At 58.5% G+C, this 14,819-nt stretch carries 15 protein-coding genes and 1 pseudogene; 11 read left to right on the top strand and 5 right to left on the bottom strand.

Going from position 1 to position 14,819, the window contains the following annotated elements; all coding sequences use genetic code 11:
* Positions 1-457 precede the first annotated feature (457 nt).
* A complete protein-coding gene (locus tag JN403_RS01040) occupies positions 458-1,486 on the top strand; it encodes a hypothetical protein (RefSeq protein WP_205484841.1) in 1,029 nt (342 codons plus the stop codon).
* 146 nt (positions 1,487-1,632) lie between these two features.
* Here JN403_RS01040 and JN403_RS01035 read toward each other — a convergent pair whose 3' ends face one another.
* On the bottom strand, positions 1,633-2,013 hold the full coding sequence (locus JN403_RS01035; RefSeq protein WP_205484840.1) for a hypothetical protein: 381 nt from the start codon (positions 2,011-2,013) through the stop codon (positions 1,633-1,635).
* Between the two features lie 155 nt (positions 2,014-2,168).
* Between JN403_RS01035 and JN403_RS01030 the strand changes: the two genes are divergently transcribed.
* Entirely contained in the window at positions 2,169-2,366 is a 198-nt protein-coding gene (locus tag JN403_RS01030) for a cation transporter (RefSeq protein WP_205484839.1), read from the top strand.
* Positions 2,367-2,483: 117 nt separating this feature from the next.
* On the opposite strand, the gene JN403_RS01025 is transcribed toward JN403_RS01030, so the two are convergent.
* Together JN403_RS01025 and JN403_RS01020 are read right to left on the bottom strand one after the other, a co-directional pair.
* The gene (locus JN403_RS01025; protein WP_205484838.1) at positions 2,484-4,343 is read right to left on the bottom strand and encodes a DUF4105 domain-containing protein; all 1,860 of its coding nucleotides are present in this window, start codon (positions 4,341-4,343) and stop codon (positions 2,484-2,486) included.
* Between the two features lie 72 nt (positions 4,344-4,415).
* Positions 4,416-4,904, bottom strand: coding sequence for a DUF3015 domain-containing protein (locus tag JN403_RS01020; RefSeq protein ID WP_122535346.1), 489 nt, complete (start codon positions 4,902-4,904; stop codon positions 4,416-4,418).
* A 279-nt stretch (positions 4,905-5,183) separates the two neighbouring features.
* Between JN403_RS01020 and JN403_RS01015 the strand changes: the two genes are divergently transcribed.
* From JN403_RS01015 to JN403_RS00995, 5 genes are all read left to right on the top strand, one after another.
* Positions 5,184-7,616, top strand: coding sequence for an AAA family ATPase (locus JN403_RS01015; RefSeq protein WP_122535347.1), 2,433 nt, complete (start codon positions 5,184-5,186; stop codon positions 7,614-7,616).
* Positions 7,617-7,801: 185 nt separating this feature from the next.
* A complete protein-coding gene (locus JN403_RS01010) occupies positions 7,802-8,134 on the top strand; it encodes a hypothetical protein (protein ID WP_122535444.1) in 333 nt (110 codons plus the stop codon).
* Between the two features lie 170 nt (positions 8,135-8,304).
* The gene (locus JN403_RS01005; RefSeq protein ID WP_122535348.1) at positions 8,305-8,793 is read left to right on the top strand and encodes a TIGR00645 family protein; all 489 of its coding nucleotides are present in this window, start codon (positions 8,305-8,307) and stop codon (positions 8,791-8,793) included.
* Positions 8,794-8,823: 30 nt separating this feature from the next.
* Complete coding sequence (locus JN403_RS01000; protein WP_205484837.1) at positions 8,824-9,129, top strand: DUF6482 family protein; 306 nt, start codon at positions 8,824-8,826, stop codon at positions 9,127-9,129.
* A gap of 83 nt (positions 9,130-9,212) precedes the next feature.
* Positions 9,213-9,830, top strand: coding sequence for an FKBP-type peptidyl-prolyl cis-trans isomerase (locus JN403_RS00995; protein ID WP_122535350.1), 618 nt, complete (start codon positions 9,213-9,215; stop codon positions 9,828-9,830).
* A gap of 82 nt (positions 9,831-9,912) precedes the next feature.
* On the opposite strand, the gene JN403_RS00990 is transcribed toward JN403_RS00995, so the two are convergent.
* Together JN403_RS00990 and JN403_RS00985 are read right to left on the bottom strand one after the other, a co-directional pair.
* The gene (locus JN403_RS00990) at positions 9,913-10,155 is read right to left on the bottom strand and encodes a hypothetical protein (RefSeq protein ID WP_122535351.1); all 243 of its coding nucleotides are present in this window, start codon (positions 10,153-10,155) and stop codon (positions 9,913-9,915) included.
* A 163-nt stretch (positions 10,156-10,318) separates the two neighbouring features.
* Positions 10,319-11,287 carry a polyprenyl synthetase family protein gene (locus tag JN403_RS00985; RefSeq protein ID WP_172610616.1) on the bottom strand — a complete coding sequence of 323 codons (969 nt, stop codon included), beginning with the start codon at positions 11,285-11,287 and terminating at the stop codon, positions 10,319-10,321.
* A gap of 239 nt (positions 11,288-11,526) precedes the next feature.
* Here JN403_RS00985 and rplU point away from each other — a divergent pair, with 239 nt between their 5' ends.
* The 4 genes and pseudogenes from rplU to proB all read left to right on the top strand — a co-directional run bounded on the left by rplU (position 11,527) and on the right by proB (position 14,815).
* A complete protein-coding gene (gene rplU / locus JN403_RS00980) occupies positions 11,527-11,841 on the top strand; it encodes a 50S ribosomal protein L21 (protein WP_003230856.1) in 315 nt (104 codons plus the stop codon).
* A 33-nt stretch (positions 11,842-11,874) separates the two neighbouring features.
* Positions 11,875-12,147, top strand: a complete 273-nt coding sequence (gene rpmA / locus JN403_RS00975; protein ID WP_037015434.1) for a 50S ribosomal protein L27 — start codon at positions 11,875-11,877, stop codon at positions 12,145-12,147.
* A 241-nt stretch (positions 12,148-12,388) separates the two neighbouring features.
* Positions 12,389-13,612: an Obg family GTPase CgtA gene (gene cgtA, locus JN403_RS00970; RefSeq protein WP_205484836.1), complete on the top strand. Its 1,224-nt coding sequence runs from the start codon at positions 12,389-12,391 to the stop codon at positions 13,610-13,612.
* An 85-nt stretch (positions 13,613-13,697) separates the two neighbouring features.
* A pseudogene (gene proB, locus JN403_RS00965) lies at positions 13,698-14,815 on the top strand (glutamate 5-kinase).
* The last annotated feature ends 4 nt before the right edge of the window (positions 14,816-14,819 follow it).

Here is a 14,819-nt window from a genome sequence, read left to right as displayed (position 1 = left end):
TCGAACTCGCGCTGCCACGATATTGTAAGATCTTGCTTACTATTGTCGAGGGTTGGGGCCCCAACCTCGAAGTTGTGACCGCTGCCCGTCACGGAGAGCTGCAAGTGGCGCGACTCTTCTTTCAGATCTAAAGGTTGTTGTACCAATCCGCACGCCGTTATCAAATATTTTCAGCGTCATCTGCGCTAGCGCCGACGCCCCGGTTGAAATCTTCTCTTGGGTCATGATCATCGGTTCCTTTTGCATAAGAGGCAGATGCAGCGCGGTCGTTAACTAGGTGTGAGGTACGTCCCTCGTGCAGGGTGCTGGCAATAAAGCTCCGAACTAAAGTCATCCGGCGCCTATTTTTTAGAACCTAATTATTTTGTCCTGCCCATTGGACGTTGGCGATTGGCTAGAGCTATTTGCAATAAGCGTTTCGTGGATTATTTCGAAGCGGTATCGATCACTGTCATATGTGTCAGTTGGCAAAGCCCGTCTAGTGAATGATGCTGGAACGGCCAAATATAATTTTTTGGCATGGATTGCCATTGCTTATCATCAGGAGAACAACATGAATAGATTCAGGTCTTTCGCCCTTGCATTTATCTGTATAGGACTTGTCGCATGTGTAAGCGAGCAGCCTTCATCAAGTCTTCCCCACGGTATTGATCCTCACGCTACGCGGAGTCCTGTTATTCAGCAAGACACCGGCGAAGATGTTGCGCGACATCTAGAAGACCGGTACAGCAAGACAGCTGCAGATTGTGGCGCGCCTTCACAGCCTTCCTTTCTGTGCAATGGAGTGATGATTAGAGGTACCAGCAGTGATCCTGCTTACCACGTATGGGACAACAGTCCTGCTTCTATTCAAAAGGGTGGCGTCTCTTTTTCCTACTTAAGGTCGGACGTTAATTACAATAAGCTTGCCTACGGGTATAACAATGGCTATATCTTGACCGCTTATTTTTATGCAGCTGAGAAACTACAACCTGAGGTGCTGTGCCTCTTTCCGATCGATGCAGGTACCTCGCACCGTACAAACAAGGGATGTGGTGATTACCCTGGTTATGCTGGTAGCGGCCCCTGCCATCTACAGGCCATTACCACCGCAACGCAGTGGTGGACGCATTACAACTCACACGCCAGCAGTCGCCACAGCTACCAATGCGGGTTTGATGTCACCGATGCCAGAAACTCGGCGGCAGGGCCTGCTTTCGCTGCGGGATTGGCGGCAATGGGTTTGATGGGGACTGAGTCGTTTAGAGAGCAGAACGAGCTCATCCTTGCAGTCTGGGGAAACGGATTGGGCAAGACCCTGCCGCTTGAAGCGTTTTTCTACGTGGCTGGCCTGCCTGGATTGACTGTCGCACAACGTAATCAGCTCGATCTCAATAATACTGATGGGGTATGGATACCTGTGATAAAGCTCACGCTTCCGACGAGTGAAGGGGGCAAGGCGACGTTTACTTACAGCGCAGGTGATCAGGCTGTTACGAAGTTATAGTCATCATCGATTGCACTGGTAGTAGGACGGACAGGGGGTATGGTGAGTATCCAGGGACAGTAGACAGTTGGCCCTGCAGTCGCTTTGCGTGAGCTTGCGCGTTGGGCCAATCCTATCTCCTGGGCATCGGTAACCAAAGGGGGAAATCAGTAATTCAAATCTGCTTTCTTCAGGTACATCCCGTTTGGCCCGGATGCGATGCGGTACTTCAGAACGTCCCCCGCGTTGATGTGCAGACGCGTGTTGTTCTGCGCCTCGATGCCCGGCGAGCAGCCCGGCGTCTGGCCCGGGAGCACACGCAAGCGCACGGACAGGTCGCCGGCTGGCAGATTGAATGAGCGCGACTCCTCCTGATACAGGCGGCCGACCAGTTGGTCCTGCATGAAGATTCCGATTTCGCAGGAAGTGGAAACCTCCAGGCGCTCGCGGGAAATGATCAGCACGCCATAGTCCTGATCGGCGTGGGCCCAGGATGCGCACGCCAACAGGCCGGCAAAACCTGCAATACGAAAGGCTGACCAGCGCATGGCTGAATCTCCTGATATGACGGTTGTAGTCGCACTCTGGCGCAGAGTGCAGATGAATGCCAGCCCGGCAGATCTCCCGGAAACTTGACCTTGCCCCGACGGGAAGGTCTTAGATAGCGTCATCGCGTGTTTTCGATGAAAAGAGGAGTCAGCACATGCAGGTATTCAACGTTCAAGGCATGACCTGCGCGCATTGCGTGCGAGCCGTCACCAATGCCATCCAGGGGCAAGACCCTACGGCACAGGTGCAGGTTGATCTGGCCAAAGGCGAGGTGAAAGTCCAGAGCCAGCTTGGCGCCGAGCAGATTGTGGAATTGATCGAAGAAGAAGGTTACGCCACGACGCGCACATAGCAGGGCTGGCCTCTTCCCGGCTAAAGCCAGTCCTACAGAACCGTCGCGCGCATCGTAGGACCGGCTTCAGCCGGGAAGGCGTCCGGCATCACATTGAATAATTCAGGCGCCTGCTACTCAATAGTGATACCACTTCAGCTCCAGCATCACCTCATTCACCGGCGAAGTCAGCTGGCTGAAATCCCGCTGCGCGCTGAGCCGCAGGCCGAGGTTGCGCGACAGCTCCCATTGCTGGTTAAGGCTGATATTGCGCCGCACCTCACCGTTGGTGAAGTAATCGCCCTTGGTTTCCAGGCTGAAATTACCCAGCGGATTGCGCCACAGCACCCCGGTATTAAAACCCGCCGCCGGCGAAATCAATGCGGAGAAATCGTTGTTGTGCTCCACCCGCACCGTTCCCATCGCAAAGCCCAGCACGTCATCACCCAATTTCCACGTGCCGCCCGCGCCGCCGTTGACGTGACTGACCAGATTCTCGTCGCCATGCTTGCCGAGCACACGCTCAAGACCGCCCGCCACTTGCCATGACCACGGCTGCAATAGCTCATTGCGCGGTGTCAGCGAGCGGATGGTCGCCAGATCGAGCCGCTGCACCTGCCAATGGTTGTCTTCATATTGGCGCAGCTTGAGCTGCAGGATTTCGATCTGCGCACCCAGCGGGAAGCCGTACGCGTTGTCGTTCAAATCGTGGTACGCCATGCGCAGGCCATATTCGGCGAACGCCTTGTCATCCCGCGTGCCGGCACCCAGTTGCCATGTACGCGACTCATGACCGTCTTCCGGCAGCCCCGGGCGCTCAATCTCCAGCGCAGGCGGCGGATTGGTGCTGATGGCGCGCAGCAGGTCATAGCTGCGTTGTGCGCTGGTCGGATCACGTTCCTGGCCGTTGGCGCGGTACCGCTCCAGCCTGTAGGCCGCGTCCTGAATCAACGCACGGCGATCTTTCGGCAGGGCGACGTAATCGGCGCTCTGCATCTGCTTTTGATCGGCACTGACTTTCAGAACCCACTGCTGCTCGTCGTGACTCAACGGCTCGGCGCGGCTCAGCAGTTCGCGCTCTCGGGACGGGCGATACTCGATCTTGTCTACAAGCCCTGCCTCTTTCACCGCACGCACGGTGTCCGTGGGAATGGCCGTCAGACGAAACTGCGGCGTCAGGTCCAGGCTCGGGCGAGCCACTTGAAGCAGCTCAAGCAGACGATAGGAACAGTTTTCGTCGAAGAAGAAATACCCGAAGCGAATCTGTTTGAGTTCCCACACGTGCTCGACCATGCGCCGGGTTTCTTCCGGCGTCAGATTGAGGCGGTATTCCCACAGATCGCGGTTCTCGAGGCTACGGTATTCGGAGAGTTTTTCCTGGTACGGCACCAACGCGAACAGCCCGGGGTAGCCGCCTGCCAGGCCTTTCCACGCATACAGAATGCTGTTGTCGGAGCCTTCGATGTACGCGCCGAAATTGATCGCGTAGCTGAGCAGGGCGGTCTTATTGGCTTGCACGTCCGCCTGATCGATACGCAGCAGCGTGTGGCCGAACATGGACGACGGGCTGTTGAGGTACGCCGCCGGGAAGATCAGCACGGTGCTGTCCGGGGCCACATCGGAAAACCATTTGTTGAATTCTGTGCAGTCAACGGCAGGCAGATCGGTCAGCTTCAGTTCGTCATGCAAAAATCGCGTGCGAGAGGGGTAAACGCATTGCGGGTGTGCGTTTTCCTGGCCCTGGGTGACGGGGCGGTAGATCGCCTCAAGCGTCGCCGTCAGCTCGGCTTTGGGGTCATGAGCGCCGTTCTGGGCGAGGAAGAATTTCGGATCATCGACATAGCTGCGCCAGCCGCCCAGCTTGCCGGCTTCGTAGTGCCCGATGGAGATCCAGAACCTGGAACTGGCCAGCTGTTGCAAACGATCATTGTCGACGTGAGGCGCGGCGGACAGCGGGGCGCAGACACACAGCACCAGCCAGGCAAGGCGTTTGAGCATAGATAGGCAACTAGTCAGAAATGGGCAGGGCGGAGAACCTGCCTTCCGGGGAGGAAGGCAGGCGGCACGACTTTAAGCTTGGGTCGCGTATTTAGCCAGTGTCGGATCGTTCTTCAGGACGTCGATGGTGTTGGTGTGAACATCTTCAGCAGTGGCATCGGCCTTGGTGAAGATCTGCTGATAGTGCTCGTGGGTGACTGCGGCGAAATGCGCACGGTCTTCCGGTGCAACGCCCAACACGACCGCGTAGGTGGTCAGTGCTTCGCCTTGGCCCATGGCCATGTCTTTGGAGAGCTCATCCATCATGCCGTTCATGGCAATCCAGGATTTGCCGCCGTAGGTCAGCGCGCTGTTGGTGGAGCAACCATTGGTGCCCGAGGTCATGCCGAAGGTGGCGTTGCCCGAAGTACCGTTGGTGGTGGAAGCGAGGAAGTGAGCGGGAGTGCCGCGTTGACCTTCAAACAGCATGTTGCCCCAACCGCAGTCCGGACCGCCAGGCGCTTGAGCCATGGCGTTGATGGACACAGCGGCGAAGAGAGTACCAAGAAGAATCCGTTTCATAGCTTTAGTCTCTGTTGTTTCAACCAAGGGTCGGATTCCTGGCCGGTAGGGCGCCAGGGCGGACCGGTTATTTAAATTGTTACCGGTTGCGCAAGTTGGAGTTTAGGCACGATATGAACGTTCCGTGAGTAATTGCAGATTGTTGCGTGTAATCCGCCTCCGTCGGGTGTGTAGGCCGGTTCTTCATACGGAAAAGCGATCAGGTGGTTCATGCCTTGCCGTGCGGTGCGGCGAGCGCCAGAATGCGCCCATCTGCCCCGCCTGATGTAAGGATGTCCGATGCCCGATTCTGTTGCTGCCAGCTTGCGACTCGCGCCCGAAGCGCTGACCCGTCCCTTTTCCGCTGAACAGTTCAGCTTCACGACAACCAACGATCTGGAACCCTTTCGCGGCGTGCTCGGCCAGGAACGAGCGGTCGAAGCCCTGCAGTTCGGCGTCGCCATGCCGCGCCCCGGCTACAACGTCTTCGTGATGGGCGAGCCCGGCACCGGGCGTTTTTCCTTCGTCAAGCGCTACCTCAAGGCCGAAGCCAAGCGCATGCAAACGCCGTCGGACTGGGTCTACGTCAACAATTTCGACGACGCCCGCGAGCCGCGCGCCCTGGAACTGCCGCCCGGCAGCGCCAGCGCTTTCATCGCCGACATCAACGGACTGATCGACAACCTGCTGTCGACGTTTCCTGCGGTGTTCGAACATCCTTCCTACCAGCAGAAGAAGAGCGCGATCGACCGCGCCTTCAATCAGCGCTACGACCGCGCCCTCGATGTCATTGAGCGTCTTGCGCTGGAAAAGGACATCGCGCTGTACCGCGACAACACCAACATCGCCTTCACCCCGATGCTCGAAGGCAAGGCGCTGGACGAGGCCGAGTTTTCGCAACTGCCGGAAGCCGAGCGCGAGCGTTTTCACACTGATATTTCGGCGCTGGAAGAGCGGTTGAATGAAGAACTTGCCAGCCTGCCGCAGTGGAAACGCGAGTCCAACAACCAGATGCGTGAGCTCAATGAAGAGACCATCATCCTCGCGCTCCAGCCGCTGCTGGCACCGTTGTCTGAGCAGTACGCCGAAAACGCCGCGGTGTGCGCCTACCTTCAGGCCGTGCAGGTCAACCTGCTTAAAACCGTGGTCGAGCAACTGGTCGACGACAGCAAAACCGATGCACAGGCGCGCAAGCTGCTTGAAGAGCAATACTGCCCAAGCCTGATGGTCGGTCATTCCGCCAGCGGTGGCGCGCCGGTGGTGTTCGAACCGCACCCGACCTATGACAACCTCTTCGGCCGCATCGAATACAGCACTGATCAGGGCGCGCTTTACACCACCTACCGTCAGCTGCGCCCCGGCGCATTTCACCGCGCCAACGGCGGCTTCCTGGTCCTGGAAGCCGAGAAAATGCTCAGCGAGCCGTTCGTGTGGGACGCCCTCAAGCGCTCCCTTCAATCGCGCAAGCTGAAGATGGAGGCGCCGCTGGGCGAGCTGGGTCGTCTTGCCACCGTGACCCTGACCCCGCAGACCATCCCGTTGCAGGTCAAAGTCATCATCATTGGTGCGCGGTCGCTGTATTACACGCTGCAGGACCTCGATCCGGACTTCCAGGAGATGTTCCGGGTGCTGGTGGACTTCGACGAAGACATTCCGATGGTCGACGAGAGTCTGGAGCAGTTCGCCCAGCTGCTCAAAACCCGGACCTCGGAGGAGGGCATGGCGCCCCTGACGGCGGATGCGGTCGCGCGGCTTGCCACGTACAGCGCGCGTCTCGCCGAGCATCAGGGGCGTTTGTCGGCGCGCATTGGCGATCTTTTCCAGCTGGTCAGCGAAGCTGACTTCATCCGCAGCGTCGCCGGTGACGAACGCACTGATGCCGGGCACATCGAGCGCGCGCTGAAAGCAAAGGCCACGCGCACCGGTCGTGTGTCGGCCCGAATCCTCGATGACATGCTCGCTGGCATCATCCTGATCGACACCCACGGCGCGGCAGTCGGCAAATGCAACGGCCTGACGGTGCTGGAGGTGGGTGATTCCGCGTTCGGCGTCCCAGCGCGGATCTCTGCGACGGTTTACCCGGGCGGCAGCGGCATCGTCGACATCGAGCGTGAGGTCAACCTGGGCCAGCCGATCCACTCCAAGGGAGTGATGATCCTCACCGGTTATCTGGGCAGTCGTTACGCCCAGGAATTCCCGCTGGCCATTTCCGCGAGCATCGCGTTGGAACAGTCCTACGGCTACGTCGATGGCGACAGCGCTTCCCTCGGCGAGGTCTGCACGCTGATTTCCGCACTGTCGAAAACCCCGCTCAAACAGTGCTTCGCCATCACTGGCTCGATCAACCAGTTCGGTGAAGTCCAGGCGGTCGGCGGCGTCAACGAGAAGATCGAAGGCTTCTTCCGACTCTGTGAAGCCCGAGGTCTTACCGGCGATCAAGGCGCAATCATCCCCCACGCCAACGTCGCCACGCTGATGCTCGACGAGCGCGTGCTGCAAGCCGTGCGTGCCGGGCAGTTCCACGTGTATGCCGTGCGTCAGGTGGATGAGGCGCTGAGCCTTCTGGTGGGTATGCCGGTGGGTGAAGCAGACGAGGACGGTCAGTTCCCCGACGATTCGGTCAACGGCAGGGTAGTGGATCGTCTACGCGACATCGCTGAAATGCTCAGCGACGACGACCTTAAAGAGCTCGAAAAGGAGGCGCCACAATTACAGCCCGAGCTGAAAAGCTAGGCCTTTGACGTCAATGAAACGGGGCGCTTAATGGCCAAATGACCATTCGGCGCCCTTTTCGTTTTCGCGCTTTTCCAACGGGGTATTTGTTCGATATTGTCGGGTTGCAGCAGTTGTCAAAGGGACTGACGCGTTTCCCTCGCTATGCGAAGGAGATGAATACTGCAATCAATGAGGAGCTCGCCATGCCGCGCAGCCTCTGTCTTACCCGCCAATGCCTGGGTCTGGTGACCCGAATCGAATGTGTTGTACGCCCGCTGTCAGGGGATAAAGGAATGTGGACCTTGTTGTTCGCCGCCGGGATGTCTGGCGAACAGCCCTCCGCACTCAAGGCTCAGGGACCGTTTCATGGACCGGTTGCTGCCGAATCGGTGCTTGATGCGATTGCCGAAAGCCTCCTGATGCATGGTTATCAAACGGCGGAGGAGATCCCGATCTGGGGCCTTCACCTTCAGGGGGAGCTGCGAAGAATCAACAGCGACGCCGCCGTGGGTCAGCGGACGTCTCCCGCCAACTGACCCCTGCATTTCGATGCATTCCGCGTCTGCTTTGTGCTACCTGCAGACGCGGATCGTCCGGCGCTTCCGGCGTCGGATCTGGCGTTATTGTTTCAACTCTTTTCACCGTGGGTTGTGCTAATCGGCCTTCGCCCTATACTCGCGGGCTTTTAAATTATCTGTGAGCTTCAATGGAACGTTTTATCGAAAATGCCATGTACGCATCGCGCTGGTTGCTGGCGCCGATCTACTTTGGTTTGTCTCTGGGGCTTCTGGCGCTGGCGCTGAAGTTTTTCCAGGAAATCTTTCACATCATCCCCAATGTATTCGCGCTGGCGGAGTCTGATCTGATCCTGGTGCTGCTGTCGTTGATCGACATGGCGCTGGTCGGCGGGCTGCTGGTTATGGTGATGATCTCCGGGTACGAGAACTTCGTGTCCCAGCTGGATATCGACGAAGGCAAAGAGAAGCTCAACTGGCTGGGCAAGATGGATTCTTCGTCGCTGAAGATGAAGGTCGCCGCGTCCATCGTCGCGATTTCGTCCATTCACCTGTTGCGGGTGTTCATGGACGCCAAGAACATCGAGCCGCAGTACCTCATGTGGTACGTGATCATCCACATGACCTTTGTTGTGTCGGCCTGCGCCATGGGCTTTCTGGACAAAGTCACCAAGCACTAATCGACTTCCTGCGGCCCGCGAGGATTTGCCATGAACCTTCAGGAACTCATTTCCCACGCCGGCGCCGGTGCTGTTGACGAGCTGAATCTGATCTCCATCGAAGGCGGCATTTACTTGCTGGAAGCGAGGATGCAGGGTGTCGCGCATCGTTTGGTCGATGCGCAGAACAAGGCTTTGCACCTGCGCTCAGTCGAGCACGCGCGCGAACTGCTGCAGCCGGTTGCGCCGATGCCGTTCCATCTGGTCCACGCCGTGGTTCACGACGAAATGTGCGGTGTGCACGAAAACCTGAATCAGGACGTCAAAATACCCCTGGCCTTTCGATCCGCCTGGTAGTGGTTACGGGTATTACGCTTTGTGCTAGGCTGCCCGGCCTTTAAATACGGGCGCCCGAGGGCGCTCTTCAGCGGAGCAGTCTCATGTCCGAAGTCAATCTGTCCACCGACGAAACCCGCGTCAGCTACGGTATTGGCCGTCAATTGGGCGACCAACTGCGTGACAACCCGCCGCCGGGCGTGGACCTGGACGCTATCCTGGCCGGTCTGACCGACGCCTTCGCCGGCAAACCGAGCCGTGTTGGCCAGGAAGAAATGGGCGCGAGCTTCAAAGTCATCCGTGAAATCATGCAGGCCGAAGCAGCTGCCAAAGCTGAAGCAGCGGCTGGCGCTGGCAAGGAATACCTGACTGAGAACGCCAAGCGTGACGGCGTGACCACTCTGGCCTCCGGTCTGCAGTATGAAGTGATCACGGCAGGCGAAGGCGCTCAGCCGACCCGCGAAAGCAACGTGCGCACCCATTACCACGGCATGCTGATCGACGGCACCGTGTTTGATAGCTCCTACGATCGTGGCGAGCCAGCTGAATTTCCGGTCGGCGGCGTGATTCCAGGCTGGACCGAGGCCCTTCAGTTGATGAAGGCCGGCAGCAAATGGCGTCTGTACGTTCCTAGCGAACTGGCCTACGGCGCTCAGGGCGTTGGCAGCATTCCGCCGCACAGCGTTCTGGTATTCGACGTCGAGCTGCTCGACGTTCTGTAAGGTTCTGTAGCGACCGCATCATGCCTCGACATATGCCGAGTCAGCCCCGCGCTGGCTCGGCATTGTCGTTTTAGCTGTTCCATCAATGCAGTTCACTGCCCGGACGCAATGCCCGCGCATAACAGAACAGAAACAGACTTCGCACCATCTCCTTCTGAATGCCGGGTTCGCTTGAACTCAGACTGCTGACGTCCAGATCACCCTGATCGCGTAATTCGTCGAGCGCCTCTTCCTCCAGCACCGCGCACACTTGGCCTGTCTCACGATCGAGGATGCGCAGGTAGGGCTGTGGCCGATCAAGCCAGGCATCAATCAGATACGTCATGTGGTTCTCCTCAAAATGTTTCAATGAGAATAATTCTTATCTGAGGAATAGCAAGGATCTATTTGAGATTAATTCGCATTGGCTCTTCGCAGTGGGCGGCCCTGGATCGCAGGCAACAAAAAGCCCGTCACGTGGACGGGCTTTCGGTGGAGCAGGGCGGCGATCAGTGCGTGCGAGCGACCGCAAATTCACTCAACTCGATGAGAGCGTCGCGGTAGATGCTCGGTGGCAGCACATCCAGACAGGCAATGGCGCGAGCGATGTAGTCGCGTGCGAGCTGGGCGGTGTACTCGAGAGAACCTGACTGTTCCACTGCATTGCGAATGCTTTCGAGATCTTCCAGGCCACCCTTTTGAATGGCCTGACGGACCAGCGCGGCCTGTTCAGGAGTGCCTTCGCGCATGGTGTAGATCAGCGGCAGGGTAGGCTTGCCTTCGGCGAGGTCGTCGCCGACGTTCTTTCCAAGGGTTTCCGCATCGCCGCGATAGTCCAGCAGGTCGTCGACCAGCTGGAATGCCACGCCGAGATGATCACCGAAGGTGCGCAGCGCCTCGCTTTGTTCAGCACCGGCGTTGGCCAGGGCAGCTGCGCTGTGGGTCGACGCTTCAAAGAGCATCGCGGTTTTGCCGCGGATGACTTCCATGTAGGTTTCTTCGGTGGTGCTGGCGTCGCGCACCTTGGACAGCTGCAACACTTCGCCTTCTGCGATGACCCGAGTGGCCTTCGACAGGATCTGCATCACTGGCATCGAGCCGAGTTCGACCATCATCTCGAATGAACGCGAATACAGGAAGTCACCCACCAGCACGCTCGGCGCGTTGCCCCACATTGCATTGGCAGTCGAGCGACCACGGCGCATGCCGGACATGTCCACCACGTCGTCGTGAAGCAGGGTCGCGGTGTGCAGGAATTCAATGGTCGCCGCCAACAGGCGCAGGTCATCACCGCCAGAGCCCAGCGCTTTGCCGCACAACAGAACGAGCAACGGGCGCAGGCGTTTACCGCCAGCAGAAGTGATGTAGTCGCCGATTTTGGAGACCAGCGGCACGCGCGATGTCAGCTGCTTCTTGATAATGTGGTCGACGGCTGTAAAGTCGTCCGCCACAGCGGTGTAGAAGGCTTGGGGTTGCATCAGCGAGACGTGCTCCAGAAGGGTTGCGCGGCATGCTAGGTTGCAGGCCCAACCCTGTCAAGGCGTGACATAACGCAGCTTGCAAGGCGTTGATCGCTTGCGTACAATCGCGCACCCTAACTTCCTGGGCAGCACCTGCCTTACGCAATTGCATGTCGGCCTTCCAGCCTTGTGCAGCCATGCCAGCCAATACCTCTTCCTATAAAGAGCTGGGTGAGCAGGATTATCGGAGATACACCATGTCTTATGCAGTAATCGTTACTGGCGGCAAGCAATACAAGGTCGCCCCAGGTGAATACCTGAAGATTGAAAAACTGGAAATCGCTACCGGCGAATCCGTCACTTTTGATCGCGTTCTGTTGGTTGCCAATGGCGACGACGTGAACATCGGCGCTCCAGTTGTTGCAGGCGCTACCGTTGTGGCTGAAGTGATCTCCCAAGGTCGTCACGATAAAATCCGCATCATCAAGTTCCGTCGTCGTAAGCACCACATGAAGCGTATGGGCCACCGCCAGTGGTACACCGAGATCAAAATCACCGGTATTCAGGCTTAATTTCAGCCTAATCCTCACTAGGAGAATTGACTCATGGCACACAAAAAAGCTGGTGGTAGTACCCGTAACGGTCGCGACTCAGAAGCCAAACGCCTTGGCGTGAAGATGTATGGCGGCCAGGTTATCGTTCCGGGCAACATCATCGTGCGTCAGCGCGGCACCCAATTCCACGCTGGCTACGGCGTTGGTATGGGCAAGGATCACACCCTGTTCGCTAAAGTCGAAGGCGTGATCAAGTTCCAGGTTAAAGGCGCCTTCGGTCGTCGCTATGTAAGCATCGTGCCAAAGACTGAAGTCGCGGCATAATCTTGCGTTCAGGGGGTGTGAGGGCCTCGCCTTCACGCGTCCTGAGCTGAAAAGCCCTGTCGATGACAGGGCTTTTTCGTTTGTAGAAGGTCCTGTTTCTGGTGAGTCTCTTGCAAAGCTGTTTGTGTGGGCCGTTGTGGTGTGAAGTCGCTGGTTTTTGATCGGTATCGCAACGCTCATCTTTGCAAGAGCCTTATGAATTTATGTTGTTTGCTCGTCTTTGTGACGGGAGGCGTGCGCTATGAAATTTGTTGATGAAGTATCCATTCGAGTAAAGGCCGGTGATGGCGGTAACGGTTGCATGAGCTTCCGTCGCGAAAAATTCATCGAGAACGGTGGTCCCAACGGCGGTGATGGTGGTGACGGCGGCTCGATCTACATGGTCGCCGACGAAAACCTCAACACCCTGGTCGACTACCGCTACACCCGCCATTTCGACGCCGAGCGCGGTTCGAACGGCGGCAGCACCGACTGCACCGGTCGCAAGGGTGAAGAGCTGGTACTGCGCGTGCCGGTCGGCACTACCGTGATCGACGCCGGTACCCAGGAAGTCATCGGCGACCTGACCAAGGCGGGTCAGCGTCTGCTGGTTGCCCATGGCGGCTGGCACGGTCTGGGTAATACGCGCTTCAAATCCAGTACCAACCGTGCACCGCGTCAGACCACGCCGGGCAAGCCGGGTGAGCAGCGTGACCTCAAGCTTGAGCTGAAAGTACTGGCTGACGTCGGTCTGCTCGGCTTGCCGAACGCTGGCAAGAGCACGTTCATCCGTTCGGTGTCGGCTGCCAAGCCCAAGGTTGCTGATTACCCGTTCACCACGCTCGTGCCGAACCTGGGTGTCGTCAGTGTCGATCGCTGGAAAAGCTTCGTCGTTGCCGATATTCCCGGCTTGATCGAAGGCGCCTCCCACGGCGCCGGCCTGGGGATTCGTTTCCTCAAGCACCTAGCGCGTACGCGTCTGCTGCTGCACCTCGTCGACATGGCGCCGCTGGATGACAGCAGTGCGCCGGATGCGGCTGAGGTCATTGTCACCGAGCTGTTCAAGTTCAGTCCTGCGCTGGCCGATCGTGACCGCTGGCTAGTGCTGAACAAGTGCGACCAGATCCTCGAAGAAGAGCACGAGGCCCGCAAGCAGGAGATTATTGATCGCCTGGGGTGGACCGGCCCTGTCTACGTGATCTCGGCCATTGCTAAAGAAGGCACCGATCGCCTGACCCACGACATCATGCGCTATCTCGAAGACCGCGCTGATCGTCTGGCCAACGACCCGGCGTACGCCGCCGAGCTGGCTGAGCTGGATCAGCGCATCGAAGACGAAGCCCGCGCCCAGTTGCAGGCGCTGGATGATCAGCGTGCCTTGCGCCGCAGCGGCGTGAAGAGCGTCCATGACATCGGTGACGACGATTGGGATGAGGAAGACGTGGAGGACGAAGATGGTCCGGAAATCATTTACGTCCGCGACTGATCGACTGAAGTAAACTACGACGCCGCTCTTGAAGCGGCGTTTTGGTATCTAGAATTCGGACTCTCTGGCTTAAGGTTGAAAGATCATGCGGAGCAAGGTGACAGGTGCCCAGCGTTGGGTGGTGAAGATCGGAAGTGCGCTGCTGACAGCGGACGGCAAGGGTCTGGATCGCAACGCCATGGGTGTTTGGGTTGAGCAGATGGTCGCCCTGCATGAGGCAGGTGTTGAACTGGTCCTGGTGTCGTCCGGCGCGGTAGCGGCCGGCATGAGCCGTCTGGGCTGGACTGCGCGACCGAGCGCCATGCATGAGCTCCAGGCGGCCGCCGCGATTGGTCAGATGGGCTTGGTGCAAGCGTGGGAATCCAGCTTCGCCGAGCATCAGCGGCACACTGCGCAGATTCTGCTGACCCATGACGACCTGTCTGACCGCAAGCGCTACCTGAACGCCCGAAGCACCTTGCGCACCCTGGTTGAGCTGGGTGTCATCCCTGTCATCAATGAAAACGACACGGTCGTCACCGACGAAATTCGGTTCGGCGACAACGACACGCTGGCGGCGCTGGTTGCCAACCTGGTTGAAGCTGATCTGTTGGTCATCCTGACCGACCGCGATGGCATGTTCGATGCCGACCCTCGCAACAATCCCGAGGCGCAGCTCATCTATGAAGCGCGCGCCGATGACCCTGCCCTTGATGCCGTGGCCGGCGGCACCGGCGGTGCGTTGGGTCGTGGCGGCATGCAGACCAAATTGCGTGCCGCGCGACTCGCCGCCCGTTCCGGCGCGCACACCGTGATTGTAGGGGGCGCATCGAGCGTGTTCTGGCGCGTCTGAAAGCCGGTGAGCGATTGGGAACGTTGCTTTCCCCGGAGCGCGAAATGCTCGCCGCTCGCAAGCAGTGGCTGGCCGGGCATCTGCAGACCCGTGGCACGCTGGTGCTGGATGAGGGGGCGGTGAAGGCATTGACCGAAAGCCACAAGAGCCTGTTGCCGGTCGGCGTCAAGCTGGTGCAAGGCAGTTTCCGTCGTGGCGAGATGGTGGTGTGCGTGGCGGCTGACGGTCGCGAGATTGCCCGGGGTCTCAGCAATTACAGCGCCCTGGAAGCGCAAAAGATCATTGGCCTGCCTTCCGACGCTATCGTCAGGGAACTGGGTTACATGGCTGAGCCTGAGCTCGTGCACCGTGACAACCTGATTCTGGTCTGAAGTG

It is taken from the genome of Pseudomonas sp. 15A4 (assembly GCF_016925575.1).
Lineage (GTDB): Bacteria > Pseudomonadota > Gammaproteobacteria > Pseudomonadales > Pseudomonadaceae > Aquipseudomonas.
This window is presented reverse-complemented; position numbering and strand designations above follow the sequence as displayed.